Annotated in this window: 17 protein-coding genes; all 17 read left to right on the top strand. The window is 31.7% G+C overall.

From position 1 onward, the window contains the following. The first annotated feature begins 39 nt into the window (after positions 1–39). The 17 genes from ftsE to I6U48_RS01610 all read left to right on the top strand — a co-directional run bounded on the left by ftsE (position 40) and on the right by I6U48_RS01610 (position 21,450). Entirely contained in the window at positions 40–726 is a 687-nt protein-coding gene (ftsE, locus tag I6U48_RS01530; RefSeq protein ID WP_218318632.1) for a cell division ATP-binding protein FtsE, read from the top strand. Beyond that, entirely contained in the window at positions 716–1,606 is an 891-nt protein-coding gene (gene ftsX / locus I6U48_RS01535) for a permease-like cell division protein FtsX (RefSeq protein ID WP_218318751.1), read from the top strand. Before ftsE ends, ftsX begins: the two co-directional genes overlap by 11 nt. A 143-nt stretch (positions 1,607–1,749) precedes the next feature. Next, the gene (locus I6U48_RS01540) at positions 1,750–2,916 is read left to right on the top strand and encodes a S41 family peptidase (RefSeq protein ID WP_218318633.1); all 1,167 of its coding nucleotides are present in this window, start codon (positions 1,750–1,752) and stop codon (positions 2,914–2,916) included. 141 nt (positions 2,917–3,057) lie between these two features. Further along, positions 3,058–4,356: a PDZ domain-containing protein gene (locus I6U48_RS01545; protein ID WP_218318634.1), complete on the top strand. Its 1,299-nt coding sequence runs from the start codon at positions 3,058–3,060 to the stop codon at positions 4,354–4,356. Positions 4,357–4,359: 3 nt separating this feature from the next. Continuing rightward, positions 4,360–6,342 (top strand): excinuclease ABC subunit UvrB, encoded by a 1,983-nt coding sequence (gene uvrB / locus I6U48_RS01550; protein ID WP_218318635.1) that lies wholly within the window; start codon positions 4,360–4,362, stop codon positions 6,340–6,342. Between the two features lie 42 nt (positions 6,343–6,384). Next, positions 6,385–9,207 (top strand): excinuclease ABC subunit UvrA, encoded by a 2,823-nt coding sequence (gene uvrA, locus I6U48_RS01555; RefSeq protein ID WP_218318636.1) that lies wholly within the window; start codon positions 6,385–6,387, stop codon positions 9,205–9,207. A gap of 101 nt (positions 9,208–9,308) precedes the next feature. Then, positions 9,309–9,746 carry an FHA domain-containing protein gene (locus tag I6U48_RS01560; protein ID WP_218318637.1) on the top strand — a complete coding sequence of 146 codons (438 nt, stop codon included), beginning with the start codon at positions 9,309–9,311 and terminating at the stop codon, positions 9,744–9,746. A 273-nt stretch (positions 9,747–10,019) separates the two neighbouring features. Next, the gene (locus I6U48_RS01565) at positions 10,020–11,228 is read left to right on the top strand and encodes an FtsW/RodA/SpoVE family cell cycle protein (protein ID WP_218318638.1); all 1,209 of its coding nucleotides are present in this window, start codon (positions 10,020–10,022) and stop codon (positions 11,226–11,228) included. A gap of 2 nt (positions 11,229–11,230) precedes the next feature. Continuing rightward, a complete protein-coding gene (locus I6U48_RS01570) occupies positions 11,231–12,658 on the top strand; it encodes a peptidoglycan D,D-transpeptidase FtsI family protein (RefSeq protein WP_218318639.1) in 1,428 nt (475 codons plus the stop codon). Positions 12,659–12,877: 219 nt separating this feature from the next. Further along, complete coding sequence (locus tag I6U48_RS01575; RefSeq protein WP_218318640.1) at positions 12,878–13,492, top strand: metal-dependent hydrolase; 615 nt, start codon at positions 12,878–12,880, stop codon at positions 13,490–13,492. Positions 13,493–13,505: 13 nt separating this feature from the next. After that, on the top strand, positions 13,506–15,371 hold the full coding sequence (gene uvrC, locus I6U48_RS01580; RefSeq protein ID WP_218318641.1) for an excinuclease ABC subunit UvrC: 1,866 nt from the start codon (positions 13,506–13,508) through the stop codon (positions 15,369–15,371). A 123-nt stretch (positions 15,372–15,494) separates the two neighbouring features. Then, positions 15,495–16,421: a UDP-N-acetylmuramate dehydrogenase gene (gene murB / locus I6U48_RS01585; protein ID WP_218318642.1), complete on the top strand. Its 927-nt coding sequence runs from the start codon at positions 15,495–15,497 to the stop codon at positions 16,419–16,421. A gap of 212 nt (positions 16,422–16,633) precedes the next feature. Next, positions 16,634–17,518, top strand: coding sequence for an RNase adapter RapZ (gene rapZ / locus I6U48_RS01590; RefSeq protein ID WP_218318643.1), 885 nt, complete (start codon positions 16,634–16,636; stop codon positions 17,516–17,518). Further along, positions 17,515–18,846: a gluconeogenesis morphogenetic factor MgfK gene (gene mgfK / locus I6U48_RS01595; protein ID WP_218318644.1), complete on the top strand. Its 1,332-nt coding sequence runs from the start codon at positions 17,515–17,517 to the stop codon at positions 18,844–18,846. The genes rapZ and mgfK overlap by 4 nt, the downstream gene beginning before the upstream one ends. Positions 18,847–18,857: 11 nt before the next feature. Continuing rightward, entirely contained in the window at positions 18,858–19,811 is a 954-nt protein-coding gene (gene whiA / locus I6U48_RS01600; RefSeq protein WP_218318645.1) for a DNA-binding protein WhiA, read from the top strand. A gap of 8 nt (positions 19,812–19,819) precedes the next feature. Beyond that, positions 19,820–21,124: a DRTGG domain-containing protein gene (locus I6U48_RS01605; protein ID WP_218318646.1), complete on the top strand. Its 1,305-nt coding sequence runs from the start codon at positions 19,820–19,822 to the stop codon at positions 21,122–21,124. 35 nt (positions 21,125–21,159) lie between these two features. Then, complete coding sequence (locus I6U48_RS01610; RefSeq protein ID WP_218318647.1) at positions 21,160–21,450, top strand: Dabb family protein; 291 nt, start codon at positions 21,160–21,162, stop codon at positions 21,448–21,450. The last annotated feature ends 50 nt before the right edge of the window (positions 21,451–21,500 follow it).

Genomic DNA, 21,500 nt, shown 5'->3' on the forward strand with positions numbered 1-21,500 from the left:
AAAAAAATGAAACTTATGTTGGTATGAGGAGATGTTCTAATGATAGAATTCAAAAATATAAGTAAGGTATATAACAATAATATATTTGCATTATCAAATATAAATGTAAAAATAGAAAAAGGTGAATTTGTATTCTTAGTTGGACCAAGTGGAGCAGGTAAATCTACTTTTATAAAGATGCTATTAAAAGAGGTGCAGCCCACAAATGGAAACATAATAGTAAATAATCTCGATGTAACTAACTTAAAAAGAAAAGAGATACCGTATTACAGAAGAAGAATAGGTGTAGTTTTCCAAGACTTTAGATTAATACCTACTTTAAATGTATATGAGAATGTAGCTTTTGCTATGAGAGTAGTAGAGGCTCCTTTAAGAGAAATAAGAAAAAAGGTACCAATGGTGCTTTCTTTAGTTGGACTAGCTAATAAATATAAAGCATTTCCACATGAGTTATCTGGAGGAGAGCAGCAAAGGGTATCGCTAGCTAGAGCGATAGTTAATAATCCATCTATATTAATTGCAGATGAGCCTACAGGAAACTTAGATCCTGAAACTGCAATGGATATAATGCAAACGCTAAATGACATAAACTATGCAGGTACAACAATTCTTATGGCAACACACGCTAAAGAAATAGTTGATAATATGAGAAAAAGAGTTATAGCTATTGAAAAAGGTATAATTGTAAGAGACGAGCAGAAGGGAGCTTATGGATATGAGGATTAGTACTGTTAAGTTTTATATGCATGATGCATTAAGAAGCTTGAGAAGAAACAAGACTATAAGCACAGCATCAGCCGCTACTGTTGCAGCAACATTATTTATTCTTGGTTTGTTTCTCCTTACTATATTAAATGTTAAGCAAGGAATACTAGAGGTTGAATCAAGAGTTGAAGTTAAGGTGTTTTTAAAGGATAATATTACCACGCCACAGCAAAAAAGCTTAGAGAGCAAGATCAAAGCTGTGAATGGCGTTGTTGATGTTCAATTTGAAAGTAAAGCACAGGCTATGGATAAGTTTAAAAAGCAATTAGGAGATCAAAATAAAAGTCTTGTAGACGGTCTTGAAAAAGATAATCCTATGCCTAATTCATATATAATTAAAGTTGAAAAGCCAGAAATAGTGTCAAATGTCGTTAGTGCTATAAAAGGTGCAGATGGTATTGATACTATAAAAGATGGAAGAGAAATTGTAGATAAACTTTTAGCTATAACAAAAACCATAAAATGGGTTGGTAGTGTTATATTCGTAATATTAATAGGAGTTTCATTATTTTTAATAGGAAATACTATAAAAATTACGGTTTATTCAAGAAGAAGAGAAATAGGAATAATGAAATATATTGGAGCTACAGATTGGTTTATAAGATGGCCATTTATAATTGAAGGTATAATTATAGGAATTGCTGGAGGAGTAATGGCCGATGTAGCTTTATACTATGTATATAAAATTGCTTATGTTAAGGCATCTGTGGGACTAATAATGATTCAGCTTATTTCACCACAATATGTTTTTTCTACAATTTTAGGATTATTTATGTTAGCAGGTTTAATAATAGGTTCATTGGGTAGTATTTTATCAATAAGAAAATTCTTAGCTGTTTAATAAGCATGCAGTTTTTAACTGCATGCTCATTTTATTAAAATTTTACAAATAATTTTGCAAATTTATTTTTTTTAATGTTATAATTATTTAAGGTTTATATAAATACTATAAAACATAAGGCTTATAGCAAAGAGGTGGAAAATTTGAATAGCAAAAAAAAATGGGTGCTAGGAACTGTAGTAGCATTATTAATTACTAATACAATTACAATGTTTGGAACAAAAGCTTATATATCATCAACTCAATTAGCTAAATTTGATAAGTTATTTGAAATAAGAAATACGCTATATAAATATTATGATGGTAATATAAACGATGCAGACTTATTAGAAGGAGCCATTAAAGGTATGACCTCAGCATTAAATGATCCATATACCGTATTTATGAATAAAAAGGAATATGATGAATTTAATACTCAGACGGAAGGAAATTATAGTGGGGTTGGATTGCAAATTCAAGCTAAAGACAACAATATAGTTATAGCAGATATGTTTGAAGATTCACCAGCAAAAAAAGCAGGTATATTGCCAAAAGATATAATTGAAAAAGTAGATGGCAAAGATGTAAGCGGCAAGGAACTTGATAAAGCAGCAACTTTAATGAAGGGTCAAGAAGGAACAGAGGTTACATTAACATTATATAGGGAAAACAAAGGTACTTTTGATGTAAAGCTTAAAAGAGCAAAAATAAATCTTGTTACTGTAAAAGGTGAAATGATTGACAATAGTGTAGGACTTATTCAAGTTTCAATGTTTGACGAAAATACAGCAAAAAACTTTACTGATAAATTAAAAGAGCTTGAGGGAAAAGGAATGAAATCATTAATAATTGATTTAAGAGGAAATCCAGGTGGACTACTTAATGAATGTGTAGATATGGTTTCTAACTTTATTCCAAAAGATAAGGTTATAGTTTCTACTATAGATAAGTATAATAAGAAGACAGAGTATAAATCTAAAGGAGGAGTAGCTCAAGGATTGCCAGTAACTATACTTACAAATGAAGGGTCAGCTAGTGCTTCAGAGATATTTTCTGGTGCTATGAGAGATTATAAACTTGCAACCTTAGTTGGTGAGAAAACCTTTGGTAAAGGAGTAGTTCAAGTTATATTAAATGCAGGAGAAGGAACAGCTCTTAAAGTTACTGTTTCAAAATACTATACTCCAAATGGTGAAAATATACATCATACAGGAATAAAACCTAATGTGGAAGTAAAATATCCAGATGAATTAAGGCAAAAGCCTTATGATAGAAATACAGATCCTCAGTTTGCAAAAGCGCTTGAGATAGCAAAAAGTAAAATTAAATAATTAGTATTTAAAGTATCTTATAGAATACTTAATTTATAGAGTTAGGCAGATTTTATCTGTCTAACTTCATTACTTACGCGTAAGATGAAGTGAAATTTATTTTACGCAAATTTCACTTTATGGAGAGGGGAATTTTTTTTAATGAACATTTTAATGTCTACATTAAGAGCAATAGCCTATGCGTTGACAGAACCTTACTTAGTAGTTTTTTTGATTATTTTGGGATTCATTCTATATAGGAAAAACAAGAGAATTACTGTAATGCAAAGAATGATAATAGGAGAAAAGATTAATACTCCTTTTGAACTTACAATATCTCAAATTGTTATAGGGATATTTGCAGGCGCTTTAGCAAGTATAACAATGTCATATTTAGGAATAGTATTTGATGAAAGTTCAGCTGTAGACTTAATATTTTTAATGTCTATAATATTTATGTTTTTTAACCCAAGATTTATATGCTTTTCTTACTCAGGAGCAGCGCTTGCTTTTACCAGTTTGATGTTGAACTTAATTTCAAAGTCGTTTAATATTCCTAACTTAGATTTCCTGAAAATAGATGTTGTATCACTTATGACTATGGTTGCAGTGCTTCATTTTATTGAGGGCATACTTATTATTATAGATGGAAAAACAGGTGCGATACCCGTGTTTACTAACAAGGACGAAAAAATAATAGGTGGTTTTGCCTTCCAAAGACATTGGGCACTACCTATAGCACTATTTTTTATTATTCATAATAACTCAATTGTAGGCACAACTTGGCAAATACCAACGCCAGAATGGTGGCCTTTAGTTAAAAGCTCTATATCATCAGATATATTAAAATACGCAGTAGTATCCTTGATACCTTTTTATGGAATGGTAGGTTATAATAGCATAACCTTCACAAAGGATAAGAAATCAAAAACTTTGATTTCAGGTTCTTTAGTAATAGTATATAGTATTGCATTGTTTGCATTAGCGCAAGTTTCAGTTTTGAATTTGCCACTTAAATTTTTAGTAGCTATATTCGCACCTGCAGCACATGAAGGCATTATAGCATTTCAGAGATATATAGAGGTAAGCGGAAAGCCTAAATTCATAAGTGGAGAAGAAGGAATTATGGTATTAGCTGTTGCCCCTAATTCACCAGCAAATGAAATGGGAATTAAAAGTGGTGATTTGCTAGTAGAAGTTAACAATAAGAAAATAGAAAATGAAGAAAAGATAGCAGAAGCAATAAGAGAATGTTCTAACTTTATATGGTTTAAGGTGAAGAAAGTAACAGGAAAATTTGAACAAGTAAGCTATAGCAAATTAAATAGTAATAAAAGATTAGGTATAGTATTTGTACCTAGAGGAGTTCCAAAGGATAGTATGGTTGTAAAGCTTGATGAAAACAGGTTCGGTGAAATACTAGATAAAATAAAAAACAAAGATAAAGGTGAGGATGAATAGAGAATGAGTGTTTTTAAAATACATTCTAAATTTAGACCTACAGGGGATCAGCCAGAAGCTATAAATAGTATAGCAGAAAAAATGTTAAAGAAAGAAAAGTTTCAAACTCTTTTAGGAGTAACTGGTTCAGGAAAAACTTTTACTATGGCAAATATAATTGAAAAGGTTCAAAAACCAACACTAGTTTTAGCCCATAATAAAACTTTAGCAGCTCAACTTTGCTCGGAGTTTAGGGACTTTTTTCCTGAAAATTGTGTTGAGTATTTTGTATCATATTATGATTACTATCAACCAGAAGCATATGTACCACAAACAGATACCTTTATTGAGAAAGATGCGTCTATAAACGACGATATAGACAAATTAAGGCATTCAGCAACATCGGCATTGCTCGAACGAAGTGATGTAATTGTTGTAGCTTCAGTCTCATGTATATATGGTCTTGGTAATCCAGAGGAATATAAGAAACTTACAGTGTCATTAAGACAGGGTATGATTAAGGATAGAGATGAGATCATAAAAAGATTAGTTGAGATACAATACGAAAGAAACGAAATAAATTTCGTGAGAGGTACCTTTAGAGCAAAAGGCGATGTATTGGATATATTTCCAGCATCATCAACAAATAGAGGCATAAGAGTAGAATTTTTTGGTGATGAGATAGAGAAAATACGTGAATTTGACGTTCTAACTGGGGAAATCATAGGGACAACCAAACATGCATCTATATTTCCAGCATCCCACTTTGCAACATCAAAGGAGAAACTCGAAATAGCAATAAGTAAAATAGAGGAAGAGTTGGAGGAAAGGCTTAAAGACTTAACGTCTCAAGATAAACTTCTAGAGGCACAAAGATTGAAGCAAAGAACTAATTTTGACATAGAAATGATGAGAGAAGTTGGATATTGTAGTGGTATAGAAAATTATTCAAGAATATTGGATGGAAGAGCCAAAGGAAGTCCTCCACAGACGCTCATAGATTATTTCCCAGACGATTATTTACTTTTTATTGATGAAAGTCATGTTACTTTACCGCAAGTAAAGGCAATGTATGCAGGAGACAGATCCAGGAAAGAATCCTTAGTGGAGTATGGATTTAGACTTCCTTCAGCCTTTGATAACCGTCCTTTAAGATTTGAAGAGTTTGAAGGTAAATTAAATCAAGTAGTGTTTGTTAGTGCTACTCCTGCTCAATATGAATTAGACCATTCAACTAATATAGCCGAGCAAATAATAAGGCCTACAGGATTATTGGACCCTGAAATTATGGTGAAACCAGTTAAAGGTCAAATTGATGACTTGTATGCAGGGATAAAAGAAACTGTATCTAAAGGTCATAGAATACTTGTAACAACGCTTACGAAAAAAATGGCAGAAGATTTAACAGATTATCTTAAAGAAATGAATATAAAAACTAGATATCTTCATTCTGGTATAGATACTATAGAAAGAATGAAGATAATAAGAGATTTAAGAAAAGGCGACTTTGATGTACTTGTAGGTATAAATCTACTAAGAGAAGGATTAGATATTCCAGAGGTAGCGTTAGTTGCAATACTTGATGCAGATAAGGAAGGGTTCTTAAGATCTGAGAGATCACTTATACAGACTATAGGAAGAGCAGCAAGAAATTCAGAAAGCAAAGTTATAATGTATGCAGATAGAATAACAGACTCTATGAACAAAGCTATATCAGAAACTAATAGAAGAAGAAAAATACAAATAGAGTATAATGAGAAAAATGGAATTATTCCTAAAACTATCATAAAGGAAATTAGAGAAGTAATAGAAGCTACAAAGATTTCAGAGGAAAACGTGGAATATGATAGTCTAGAAGATGCTGTTAAGGCTAATAATGAAGATATAGATAAACTTATAGAAAAGTATGAAAAGGACATGAAGGAAGCTGCCAAAAATCTTCAATTTGAACAAGCAGCGAAATTACGTGATATTATATTAAAACTTAAAAAACAAAAAAAGAACTAGAGTTCTTATTAATAAAAATGTTAAGGAGTGTAAGTAAAGCTAATGAGAAATAGCATAGTAATAAAGGGTGCTAAGGTTCATAACTTAAAAAACGTAAGTTTAGAGATACCAAGAGATAAGTTGATTGTGTTTACAGGACTTTCTGGTTCAGGAAAATCCTCTTTGGCTTTTGATACTTTATATGCAGAAGGACAAAGAAGGTATGTGGAATCTTTATCTGCCTATGCTAGGCAGTTCTTAGGGCAAATGAACAAACCAGATGTGGAGTATATAGAGGGTTTATCACCAGCAATTTCTATAGATCAGAAGACTACAGGTAGGAATCCACGTTCTACAGTTGGAACCGTTACTGAGGTATATGATTATCTAAGACTATTGTATGCGAGAATAGGAATTCCTCATTGTCCCAAATGTGGTAAAAAGATAACTCAACAGACAGTGGACCAAATGGTAGATAAAGTGTTATCTATGCCAGAAAGGACTAAAATACAAATTCTTTCACCAATTATAAAGGCTAGAAAAGGTGAACATGTCAAAGTGTTAGAAAATATAAAAAAGAATGGATTTGTCAGGGCAAGGATAGATGGAGAAACTATTGATTTACAAGAGGATGAAATAAAACTTGAGAAGAATATAAAGCATACTATTGAAGTAGTAGTAGATAGGTTAGTTGTAAAGCCAGACATAAGGAGTAGATTAGCAGACTCTTTAGAAACAGCATTAAAACTTGCTGAGGGGTTGGTCATAGTAAATATAATAGGAGAAGAAGATATACTATTTAGCGAAAAGTTTGCCTGCCCTGAGTGTGGTATAAGCATAGGTGAAATTACGCCAAGACTATTCTCATTTAATGCACCTTTTGGAAAATGTGATAATTGTGATGGACTTGGTACACTAATGGAGCTAGATCCAGATTTAATTATTCCAGACAAAAGCAAAAGTATACTAGATGGAGCTGTTGCCACGTGGGGAAGTGGAAGTTTAAAGGAAGATTCATGGACATTTGCTATACTAAAGGCACTTTCTAAGGAATATAAATTCAAGTTAGATACGCCTATAGAAAAATTAAAACCCGAAGTAGTAGATATTTTATTATACGGCCTAAAAGGAGAGAAAATTAAGGTTAATTATTCTCGAGAAAATGGAACAATGCAATTTAATCACGCTTTTGAAGGTGTAATCAACAATTTAAAGAGAAGATATTTGGAAACAAATTCAGATTATATAAAAAGTGAATTTGAAAATTATATGAGTAATAAACCTTGTCCTAAGTGTAAGGGTGCAAGACTTCGGCCAGAAGTTTTAGCTATAACTGTTGGTGACAAAAATATTTTTGAGTTCTGTAAAATGCCTATAAGAGATGAGCTGAAATTTTTAGAAGAGCTTAGTCTGTCAGAAAAAGAAGCAATAATCAGTGATCAAATACTAAAAGAAATAAAAAGTAGATTGAGGTTTTTAATAGACGTAGGTCTTGACTATTTGACATTATCCAGAACTGCAGGAACGCTATCAGGAGGAGAGGCCCAAAGAATTAGGTTAGCAACCCAGATAGGCTCAAGTTTGGTTGGAGTTTTATATATACTAGATGAACCAAGCATTGGACTTCATCAAAGAGACAACGATAAGCTTATAACTACATTAAAACATTTGAGAGATATAGGTAATACTTTAGTTGTAGTTGAACATGATGAAGATACAATGAGAGAAGCAGATTATATAGTTGATATAGGTCCAGGAGCAGGAGAACATGGTGGGGAGATTATAGCAACCGGACCTATAGATGAAATAATCAAAAATGAAAAATCTATAACTGGACAGTATTTAAGTGGTAGGAAAAAGATTGAAGTTCCTAAAGAGAGAAGAGAAGGCAATGGAAAAGCTATAATTGTCAAAGGAGCCAAAGAGAATAACCTTAAAAATGTAAATGTAGAATTTCCACTAGGAATACTGACTTGTGTAACTGGTGTTTCAGGTTCGGGAAAAAGTACTTTAGTAAACGAAATTTTATTTAAAGGCTTAAATAAGAGACTTAATAACTCCAAAGATAATCCAGGAGAACACAAGGATATTTTAGGAGTAGAGAATATAGATAAGATAATAAATATAGATCAAAGTCCTATAGGCAGAACTCCTAGGTCAAACCCAGCTACCTATACTGGTGTATTTGATATTATAAGAGAAGTTTTTTCTAATACATCAGAATCTAAGATGAGAGGATATAAACCAGGAAGATTCAGCTTTAATGTAAAGGGCGGAAGATGTGAGGCTTGCAGCGGAGATGGAATAATAAAAATTGAAATGCAATTTTTATCAGATGTATATGTTCCTTGTGAGGTTTGTAAAGGAAAAAGATATAATAGAGAGACACTTGAGGTAAAATATAAGAATAGAAATATAGATGATATCTTAAACATGACAGTTGAAGAAGCTTTAGAGTTCTTTGAAAATATACCTAGAATAAAGAATAAGTTACAAACACTTATGGATGTTGGACTAGGATATATAAGATTAGGTCAGCCATCAACTCAGCTATCTGGAGGAGAAGCCCAAAGAATTAAGCTTGCATATGAGCTCTCTAAAAGAAGCACAGGAAAGACTTTATATATTTTAGACGAACCTACTACTGGTCTGCATATAGATGATGTAAACAGACTTATAGATATTCTTCAAAGAATTGTTGATACTGGTAACACCGTGGTAGTTATTGAACACAATCTTGATGTAGTAAAATGTGCTGATTACATTATTGATTTGGGCCCGGAAGGTGGGGAAAAAGGAGGTACTATTTTATGCACAGGTACTCCAGAGAATATATCAGAAAATAACCATTCTTATACGGGACAATATTTAAAAAAGATGTTATAATCTATATAAGACTAGCATACCACTTACTGATGCTAGTCTTTTGATGTGTTAATGGGCAATTAAAAATTTTTCAATAAATAAACTTATAAGAAGGTGGTTATATGGATCTGAGTAAATTAAGTTTAATCTTTAAAATCATAATTATAGGAATAATTTATATTATAATTTTTTTAGCCCTCAGAATTATGTATAAAGATATAAAAAATGGAGGCAGACGAGTAAGGCCAAACAGCGGAAAATCTTTTGGACTTGAAATAATAGAGCCAGGAAATAACAGTAACTTAAGAAAAGGTGGTGTTATTCCAATTCGAGGAGAAATAACCATTGGGAGAAAGAGCGAAAACTTACTTGTATTGGACGACCCGTATTCCTCTGGTTATCATGCAAGAATATATCTAAAAAATAATGATTGTATTATAGAAGATCTAGGTAGCACAAATGGTACGTTATTAAATGGTATTAGACTTGAAGGAAGAGAATATCTAAGTTCAGGCGATGAGATTAGAATTGGAAATACATCTTTTAGGGTAATAGTGTAATAAATATATTTTTAGAGGACAATTGACAGAGGACAGAGGACAATGAAGGTGACTTTTCTTCCTTATGTCAGAAAACTAACTTATTTTTTTAGACTTGTTTTGCTAACGCAAAACATCGTTTACTTAGAGAGTACTCTTGCGAAACAAGAAAGCAGGAGTTTCTTTAAATTTAAAGATTTTTCGTAGTATAACGAAGAAAAATCATCCTTCACTGTCCTTTGTCAATTCTCCTTTGTCCTCTAAAAAAAATCTAAAATGTGGTGGTGATTATTTTTGGATACAAGTAGAGATGAAAGAAAACTCTTAAGATATACATACCTACTATGTTTAGTATGTTTTTGTAATTTAGCTATACTTAAACAACCTTTCGATAAAGGGGCTATGATTATGGCCGTAGTTACATGTTTGCTTATTGGATATTCTTATGTTGTAATAAGAAAGTTTTTTTCGGATGGTGATAAATATATATTTATCTTTTCAAGTATACTATCAGTTATAGGAATGGTTATGATATATAGAATTAACACAGCTAGTTCTATAAAACAGATAATTTGGTTTGCTATAGGGGTAACGAGTTTTATATTAATAGTTGTCCTTTTACCAGACTTAAGAAGCTTTAGCAAACAGAAGCATAAGTATATTTACTTAATAGTTACCTTAATATTTATGGGAATGGCTATGCTGGTTGGTAGAGAAATAAACGGTTCTAAAAACTGGATAGTTATAGGTGGTTATAGCTTTCAGCCTTCGGAGGTTGGAAAGTTATTTTTAGTAGCTTATCTGGGAGCAGAGTTAAAGGATTATAAAACTTTTAAAGATTTAATAAAACCAGGACTAGTAGTAATGGCATGTTTAGGTTTTATGGTTCTCCAAAAGGATCTTGGATCAGCATTAATAATATTTGCAATATCTGTAACTATGTTATATATTGCAACATCAAAATTTAGATATATAGTTACATGTTTTGGACTATTTATTGTGGGAGCTTTAATAAGTTATAGGTTATTTGATCATGTAAAAGTTAGAGTACAAATATGGCTGAATCCATGGGCATACGCTAATGGAAAAAGCTATCAGATAGTACAGTCGATGTTTTCTATAGCATCAGGGGGACTAACAGGATCAGGTTTGGGATTAGGGCATCCAGAATATGTGCCAGTCAACACTTCGGACTTTATTTTTTCTGTTTTATGTGAGGAACTTGGAATACTTATAGGTTTTGGAATAATAATATTATACTTCCTGTTATTCTATAGATGTATGAGAGCTGCATTTTATGAAGAAGACAGATTTTCGAGATTACTTGCGGTAGGATATAGTTCTATGATAGTATCACAGGTACTTGTCATAATAGGTGGAGTTATGAATGCAATACCTCTTACAGGTGTAACTTTGCCTTTGGTAAGTTATGGAGGAACTTCAATGCTTATCACGTTTTGTTCATTAGGTATAATTCAAAAGATATCAGAAGAGGGTAGATAGATATGAATGATATATCGAATAATATAAAAAAGGTTCTTGTAGTATTTTTAATATGCTTCATAGGAATAATATCGTATATAACATACTTTGAAATAGTAGTAGGACCTAAGATAGTTAATAATGCATATAATAGAAGGCTATGGGTTAAAAGAAATGAAGTATTAAGAGGAACTATTTTTGATAGAAATGGCAAACCACTTACTAAGAGTGAAAGAGTGGATCAGGAAACTCAGAAAAGAGAATATACAGGTGGAGAGTTGTTTGCACATGTATTAGGATATGTGGATATAAAATATGGTATAACAGGACTTGAGAGAAAGTATGATGAAGAACTTATGTCCACTGACATTAAGGAAAATGTGAAAAGCCTGATTATAAACAAAGGGAAAAGTGAAAAAAAAGTAGGAGATAATTTAAAAACAACTCTCGATTATGACGTTCAAAAGAAAGCATACGATATGCTAGGTGACAATAAAGGCGCTGTAGTTGCATTAAATCCTAAAACAGGAGAAATATTATCAATGGTATCAAGGCCATCTTTTAATCCTAATAACTTACAGGAAATTTGGGCAAGTATTAATAAAGATAAGAATCTTCCATTAATAAACAGAGCTTCTGCAGGTCTATATCCGCCAGGTTCTACATTTAAAACTATAACGGCAATAAGCGCGTTAGAAAATATATCAGGCATAAAAAATAGAAGCTTTGATGACAATGGAAGTTTATATATATCTAAGGATTATTCGCTCCATAATTTTAATGGTGAGGTATTAGGAAATTTAAGCTTTAGAGATGCGTATACTCATTCAAGTAATGTGGTATTTGGAACTCTGGGGTTAGAACTCGGAAATAGCAAGCTAAAAGAGACTGCAGAAAAGTTTTATTTTAACAAGGAGATACCTGCAGATGGAATTCCAGTTGAAGCTAGTAAATTTCCTCTATTAAAAAGTTATGAAAAAGGAAGTATTGCACAAAGTGCTATAGGTCAAAGCAGTGATCTTGCAAGTCCACTTCAAATGGCAGTAGTTTCAAGTACTATAGCTAATGGTGGAATAATGATGAAGCCATATTTAGTTAAAGAGGTTGATACAAGTAAAGGAGATATAGTAAGAACTATACAGCCAGAAGCATTGGGACAGATTATATCTGAAAGTACCGCGAACACTATGAAAGATTTTATGAAATCTGTTGTTGAGGAAGGAACTGGTGTTAACGCAGCTATAGATGGAGTTGAGGTTTGTGGTAAGACAGGAACAGCGGACCATCAAGATGGAGGTAAGGATGCTCCGCCTCATTCGTGGTTTATCGGTTTTGCTCCATATAATGACCCGCAAGTAGCTGTTGCAGTAATTGTCGAAGATGGAGGACAGGGAGGTATAGCTGCTGCCAGAATAGCATCAGAAGTAATGAGAGCAGCATTAAAAAAATAAGATTATAATATATCTAAGCCATTAATGTCAGTAAACTGAAATAAGTTTTACTGACATTTTATTTTGTAATATTAAAATTTTTCCCGGGAAATTTTTTGTTGTAAAAAGTAAAATTATTAGGATTTTAGTGGTATAATATAGACAATAATGAGGATATAAAAACAGTAATATATCAAGTATGTCTAAATTTGGATTTAGGTATACTTAAAAGGAGATAAAATGAAAGGTAAAACTCATGCCGGTATTGGAATCGTGACATTCTTATCACTTTATAGTAGATTGCCAGAGAAATTTAATTATATTGGCATAATAGTAGTGGTTATAGCGTCTATATTACCAGATATTGATCATCCTAAAAGTGTTATAAATAAATACATACTTCCATTTAAAAATAAAACAACTAAGATTATTCTTTATATGTGTATTGGTATAATAATATTATGGTATGATTATCTATATACTAAAGAACCTGTTTTAAAGGCGTTAGGAATATCATTTATGATAATAGCCGTATCGTCTCATAGAAATGGGTTGACACATAGTCTTTCTGGTATGGTTATATTTTCCTTTATTGCAGGCTATATAGGGAATATATATAATATAAATTATTTAACATACTATTTTATGATAGGCTATGGAATGCACTTATTATGTGATATGGCTACCAATAGAGGGGTGCCTCTTTTATATCCTTTTAAAAACAAAAAGATAAAGTTTCCTATAACATATAAGACTAATTCTAAGATAGGGACTACCATAGAGGAATTACTTGCAATATTTGGACTTCTATTCGCAATATACAAAATTCCAATGATTTTTATAAATAAACATTAACAGGAGTGGTCATGTGTTTGATTTTGAGTATCAATTAAAGGTTTTGCCAGATAAGCCTGGAGTGTATCTAATGAAAAATACTTTAGGAGAAATAATATATGTTGGAAAGGCCAAAATATTAAAAAATAGAGTTAGGCAATATTTTCAAAGTTCGAAAAATCATTCTGAAAAAGTAAAAGCTATGGTGAAAAATATTGCTGAATTTGATTATATAGTAACAGATTCAGAAATGGAAGCTCTTATCTTAGAATGTAATCTGATTAAAAAACATAGACCAAGATATAACATTTTACTCAAAGATGATAAGCACTATCCATTTATAAAAATAACAATCAATGAAGATTTTCCGAGAGTTTTTATAACTAGAATATTGGCTAAAGATGGGGCTAAATATTTTGGACCGTATACAGATGTATCAGCTGTATACGAAACCATAGAATTACTTAAAAAGATATTCCCTATTAGAAATTGTAAAAAGTTTATAAAGGTAGATGGAGAAAAAGTAAGGCCATGTCTTAATTATCATATAGGTCTTTGTAAAGCACCCTGTGGAGGATATATAAATAGAGAGAATTATGGAAAGATAGTGGCTGATGTTATAGATTTATTATCTGGGAAGGGAAAAAATATATTAAAAGCTTTAAAAGAAGAGATGAATGAAGCAGCAGAAAATTTAGAGTTTGAAAAAGCTGCAGCCTTGAGGGATAAAGTTTTAGCTATAGAAAAAGTTACTGAAAAGCAGAAGATAATTACAGGTAACTTTGAGGATGAAGATTTTATAAATATATATAGTGATGAAAAGGACAGCTGTATTCAGGTGTTCTTTCTAAGAGATGGTAAAATAACAGGTAGAGAGCATTTCATTGTTGAGAATACTGGTGGAATAGACAAAAAAGAAATTATTTCAAACTTTATTAAAGAATTTTATGGAGGTACGGCATATATTCCTAAAACAATATATGTTCCAGATACTGAAGATCATCAACTTTTGCAGGAATGGCTTGGAATGAAAAGAAGTTCGAAGGTAATTATAAAGATTCCTCAAAAAGGCGAGAAGAAAGAAACATTAAATCTTGTAGAAAAGAATGCTAAAATGACATTAGAGAATTTTAAAATAAAGTTTATTCAGGAAAAAGAAATTCATAATGTAGCTCTGCAGGAATTAGCGGATATACTTAATTTAGAAGATATTCCATGTAGAATAGAGGCCTATGATATTTCTAATATACAAGGTGTTGACTCTGTGGGGACTATGGTCGTATTTGAAAATGGAAGAGCTAAAAATAGTAATTATAGAAGATTTAAAATAAATACGGTAAAAGGTGCAAACGACTATGATAGTATGAGAGAAATTCTAACGAGAAGATTTAAACATGGATTGGAGGAGATAAAAGGTATACAGGAGAGAAAATTAGATTTAAGTTCAGGAAAATTTTGTGTTTTTCCAGATTTAATACTAATGGATGGAGGAAGAGGTCAGGTTAATATTGCATTAGAGGTATTAAAGGATTTTTGTATGAATATACCTGTATGTGGAATGGTAAAAGATGAGAGGCATAATACAAGAGGGTTAATATATAATAATGAAGAACTTCCAATAAATATTCAATCCAACGTAATGAGGCTAATTACAAGAATTCAAGATGAAGTCCATAGATTTGCTATTACATATCATAGAAGTTTAAGAAACAAAAGAGTTCTTCATTCGGTACTAGAAGATATCCCTAATATTGGAGAAAAAAGAAGAAAGGAACTTCTAAAGCAATTTGGAAGTATAGATATGATAAAAAAGGCAACTTTTGAAGAACTAGTAGATACACCATCTTTAGATAAAAAAGCGGCGCAAAGTATTATAGAATATTTCAAAAATAATAATTAGAATTTATAATATTATAAAATATTTAAAGAAAATGGAAAGCTGTTAGATATTAATCTTGATTAAGAGGTGTACATACATTATACTAAAAATGATACGTAATTTAATTTTCAAGGAGAATATGACATGAATAGATTTAAAGATTTCAGTACGAAATTAACTAATGTACTAGATGTTAGAAATATAGAAATAGATGCGCTAATGAAAAATCATACATCTTTTAAAGTAGGGGGTCCTGTGGACATATTAGTAACCCCTGAAAGCTTTGAACAGGTAGTAGAGGTTGTTAAATTATGTAAGGTAGATAACGTTCCATGCTTTATAATAGGTAATGGAACTAACTTACTTGTAAAAGATGGTGGAATACGAGGTGTAGTTGTTAAATTATGTAAACTTGACAATATAAGAGTAGATGACGAAATAATAATAGCCCAAAGTGGAGCTCAGTTAAAGGATGTTTCTGATGTTGCAGCGGAGAATAGTTTGACAGGTTTTGAATTTGCATGTGGAATTCCAGGAAGCATTGGAGGAGCAGCAGCAATGAATGCTGGGGCCTATAATGGAGAAATATCCAATGTTATAGAAAGTGCTAAAATTATAGACAATAATGGAAACATAGTAGTAATTAATAAAGAACAGCTGGAACTTGGATATAGAATGAGTTCCATACTTAAAAATGGATATACTGTTTTAGAGGTTACTTTTAAACTTAATAAGGGTGATCAACAAAAGATTGTAGACAGAATAAATGATTTAAATAGAAGAAGAAGTGAAAAGCAACCACTTGAATATCCATCAGCAGGAAGCACATTTAAAAGGCCTGAGGGATATTTTGCAGCTAAGTTAATAGAGGACACTGGATTAAAAGGTATGAGTGTAGGGGATGCTGAGGTATCCACAAAACATTCAGGCTTTATAATAAATAAAGGAAATGCTACAGCTGCGGATGTTTTGAACTTAATTAAACTTGTTCAAAAGAGAGTAAAAAATAAGTTTGACGTAGATCTTTATACTGAGGTTAGAATTATAGGCGAAGAGTGTAGCAATATGTAGAAGATTGATGAAATGTTAAATCAAAGATGCAAAGAATGGAGAATTTAACACTAAAATAGGGTTAAATTCTCCATTTTATCTTCTATTCCTTCTTACAAACTGTTGTGTTATAATTATAAAGTAAATGCATATTAATATTTTCATAATAATATATATATATTTATTTGTATTAAGAAATGATGTATATTAAATCACCAACAGGAGGGTTGACTATGAGATTTATTATAGTAACAGGTCTATCAGGCGCAGGAAAAACTCAAGCTATAAGAAGCTTAGAGGATTTAGGATATTTTTGTGTAGATAACCTTCCGCCCACATTGATACCTAAATTTGCAGAAGCTTGCTATCAAACTGATGGTAAAATTGATAAAATAGCTTTGGTAATAGATATAAGAGGTGGGAAATTTTTTGATGATTTATTTGAAAGCTTAAACAATTTAAAAAATGAAGGTTATAAATATGAAATTTTATTTTTGGATGCTTCAGACGAAGTTCTTATAAAGAGATTCAAAGAGAGTAGAAGAAAACATCCATTGGCTCCTGATGGGAGAATATTGAATGGAATATTGCTTGAAAAAAACAAATTAAGAGAAGTTAAAGATAGAGCGGATACAATTATTGACACCTCTAAACTTGCCACAAGGGAGCTTAGAGAAGAGATAACAAAAATTTATTCAGAAGAAGGGCAGATGGAAACTCAGCTAATTATAACAGTGCTCTCTTTTGGATTTAAATATGGAATGCCAATAGACTCAGACTTGGTATTTGATGTGAGGTTTTTACCAAATCCGTATTATATACCAGAACTTAAGAAGTATTCGGGAAATGATCAACCAGTTAGAGATTATGTTATGGGATTTGAAGAGACAAGAGAGTTTGTTGATAAACTAGAAGATATGTTAAAGTTTTTAATTCCTAATTATTTAAAAGAAGGAAAAAGACAGCTTATACTATCTATAGGATGCACAGGCGGTAGACACAGGTCAGTAACTATTGCAAATTCAATTTTTGAGAAGCTTAAAGCTTCCGGATATAAAGTAAATATAGATCATAGAGATATAGAGGAAGACACTAATAAAGGTGGTAAAAAACTATGAAAATAGTAGACTGGTTTAGACCAGGTATAAAGGTGAAAAGATGGGTTATGCTTGGTGCTATGGGAGTTTTATTTATATCATTTGGATTTTTGGAGTTTACCAATAGAAGATTATATAACGGTTATTATATATCCTTTTATGTGTTTTTGATTGTTTCTGGGCTCTTTGTCTTATACTTGTCCATAACGCAAGGAATGCGTTCAATAATTGTACTTATAAATAAGGGTTATTTAAATGTTTCATTAGACTCTAAAAAACTCGAAAACTTAATATATGAAAAAAGGCTATTGGTAAAGGGACCTAAAATTGTAGCCATAGGTGGAGGAACAGGATTGTCCACTATGCTTAGGGGACTAAAATACTATACTTCCAATATAACTGCAATAGTTACAGTCGCAGACGATGGGGGAGGTTCGGGTGACTTAAGACTTGATTTAGGCATGCTGCCCCCAGGAGATATAAGGAACTGTATTCTTGCATTAGCAGATACAGAACCGCTAATGGAAGAACTTCTCCAGTACAGATTTAAAGATGGAAGGTTAAAAAATCAAAGCTTTGGGAATTTATTTCTAGCAGCTATGGATGGTATATCTGGTAACTTTGAAGAAGCAGTTCACAAGATGAGTTCAGTTTTAGCAGTAACAGGTAAGGTAATGCCTGTTACTCTTGATAATGTCGTATTAAAAGCTAAGCTTAAAAATGGGGCAATAATAGAGGGTGAATCAAATATTCCAGTGGAATCTTTAAAAAGGAATAGTCCAATTGAAAAGGTATTTATTGAGCCTAAGAATGCAAGAGCACTTAAGGAAGCGGTAGAAGCTATAATAGAGGCAGATGCTATAATATTAGGACCGGGGAGCCTTTATACCAGTGTTATTCCTAATTTGTTAGTTAAAGATATTGCTGATGCAGTACAAAAAACTCAAGCAATAAAATTATATGTATCGAATATAATGACGCAGCCGGGAGAAACAGATGGCTTTGGTGTTGAGGATCATATAAGATCAATATTTAAACATATTAGTAATAAGGTTATAGATTATGTAGTAATAAATGTGGGGAAAATTGATGATGAATTAGAAGGAAAGTATAAAGAAGAAGCATCACATTTAGTTTCCATAGATGAGGATGAAATAAAAAAGTTGAATGTAAACATTATTGAAGGTGACTTTATAACAGTTAGAAATGGATTGATAAGACATAATTCTGAGAAATTAGCTTCAATATTAATTGAAACTATTATGGACAAAAAGTTACTATTTGATAGAAAGAAAATTATTGAATATTTCTATTTATCAGAGAGGTTAAAGCAAAATAAAAATAAATAGGGAGAGAAATCATGTCTTTTTCGCTAAAAGTTAAAAATGAAGTTTGTAGATATACGAATATGGATAAGAAAGAGGCAATAGCAGCTCTATCTGCGATAATGAAAGTTAGTGGTACATTGCTGCTTGGTGGCAATAAGCAATTTAGCTTTAAGATTGCTACTGAAAATCCGGCTATTGCAAGGCTAATATTTAAGATGTTAAAGGAACATTTTAATATTCATACTAAAATTATGGTGAAAAGGAGTAATTCACTAAAAAAAAATAATGTCTATATAATATTGATTACAGAAGAAATGGGAGTAAGAGACTTGCTTAAAGAAGTAGGTTTACTCAAAGAAAACGAAAATATATTTTCTTTAGACTATAGTATACCTAGAGATGTAATAGAAGCTGAAGAATGCAAAAGATCATATATTAGAGGTGCATTTTTAGGTGGGGGGAGCATTGCTAATCCAGAAAAGACCTATCATTTAGAATTTGTAACACATGATAATGATTATGCAGAGGATTTAAGTAATCTTATAAATGAATATGGTCTAAATTCAAAAGTCATACAGAGAAAAAGTAGCTTTATAGTTTATCTTAAAGAAGGAGAACAAATAGTAGACTTGCTCAACATAATAGGGGCGCACTCTTCTCTTTTAGAATTAGAAAATGTGAGAATAATGAAAGAGATGAGAAATAATGTAAATAGATTAGTTAACTGTGAAACTGCTAATTTAAGCAAAACTGTAAATGCGGCAGTAAGACAGGTTGAGAGTATAAAGCTTATACAAAGAGAAATAGGTCTTGCTAGACTTCCTAAAAATCTAAGAGAAATTGCAGAGCTCAGATTGAATTATCCCGATGAATCTTTGAAGGAGCTAGGGGAAATGCTTAGTCCGGCTGTTGGAAAATCAGGTGTTAATCACAGATTAAGAAGAATAGAAAAGATAGCAGAAGAGCTAAGAAAAGAAGGAAGGTAGGTTGGATTATGTCAAAACATGAGGATATAATCAAGTATATACTTTCACTTGAAGTTGGTACAAAAATTTCTGTTAGAAGTATAGCAAGTGCTTTAGGTGTTAGTGATGGGACAGCGTATAGGGCTATAAAGGATTCAGACGCGTTAGGAATAGTTACGACTATTCCAAGAGTTGGAACTGTGAGAATAGAAAAAGTAGAGAAGAAAAATATTGAAGCTTTAACATATGGAGAAGTAATAAATATTGTTGATGGAACTTTGCTTGGAGGCAAAGATGGGATATATAAAACATTACACAGATTTGCAATAGGAGCTATGACGATTGATGCTATGGCAAAATATATAACAGCAGATTGTCTTCTTATTGTTGGAAACAGAGAAGAAGCCCATAGATTAGCACTAGGAAATCAGTCAGGAGTGCTTATAACTGGAGGCTTTGGGTGTAGTGACGAAATAAAAAAATTAGCTAATGAGAAATGTCTTCCAGTAATATCTACAACCTATGATACTTTTACTGTTGCTAGTATGATAAACAAGGCTATATCAGAAAATCTTATAAAGAAAGATATTGTTTTAATTGAAGATATTATGGAACCTAATTCATACTTTTTAAATGTAAATGATACTGTAGCAAAGTGGAAAAAGGTAGTTATGGAAACTAAACATCAACGATATCCAGTAGTTGATGATGATAATAAAGTTGTAGGAATTGTTACATTGAAGGATTTATCGGGAAAAGATGCTGATGAGGAACTTATAGGAAAAGTGATGCATAAAGATCCAATAACTTTAACTCCCAAAACGACTGTAGCGTATGCAGCACACATAATGGGGTGGGAAGGTATAGAATTATTTCCTGTAGTAAAAAATAAAAAATTAGTTGGAGTTATAACAAGGCAAGATGTTATTAAAGCTCTTCAGCATATGGCGAGACAACCACAGGCGGCTGAAACTTTAGAAGACTCAATACTTAAAAATTTTGAATTTAAAATGAATGCAGATAAAGGATATTTTCATGGTAAAATAACGCCTGAAATGCTAGATCCTATAGGAACAGCATCATGGAGTTCGCTAAATATGCTTGTATCAACCATAGGAATTATGACTCTAAGACAAAAGAACAATATCAATATATTAGTAGATAGTATCAATACATATTTTATAAAACCAGTTCAGATGGATAGTATGATAGAAATAAATACAAATGTAATAGATTCAGGAAGAAACTTTTGTAAGGTTGAGATAGATATGCTTGATAATAAAAAAGACTTAGTAGCAAAAACTTTCCTATCAGCGAAGATATTAAGAAGGTAAGCTATGAAATAAAAATATAATTAGGAGGGATACTAATGTTTACACATGTAGTTTTTTTCAAATTAAAGGATAAAAGCAAAGAAAACATGGAAAAAGCTAAAAGCATTATAATGAAAGTAGAAGGAAAAGTTCCAACATTAAAGAGTATAAAAGTAGGTATAGATGTAGTTCGTTCAGCTAGATCTTATGACTTGGCTCTAATTACAACTTTTGATTCACGTGAAGATATGGATGCATATCAAGTACATCCTGTTCATGTAGATGAGGTGCTAGCAAACTTAAAGCCAATGTTGGAATCATCAGCTGCTGTTGATTTCGAAGATTAAAATGTGGTAAGAGTGGTTTACATGCCACTCTTTTTTTGTTTATTTTCTAT

The organism is Clostridium thailandense (genome assembly GCF_019207025.1).
In the GTDB taxonomy this organism is placed as follows: Bacteria; Bacillota; Clostridia; order Clostridiales; family Clostridiaceae; genus Clostridium_AM; species Clostridium_AM thailandense.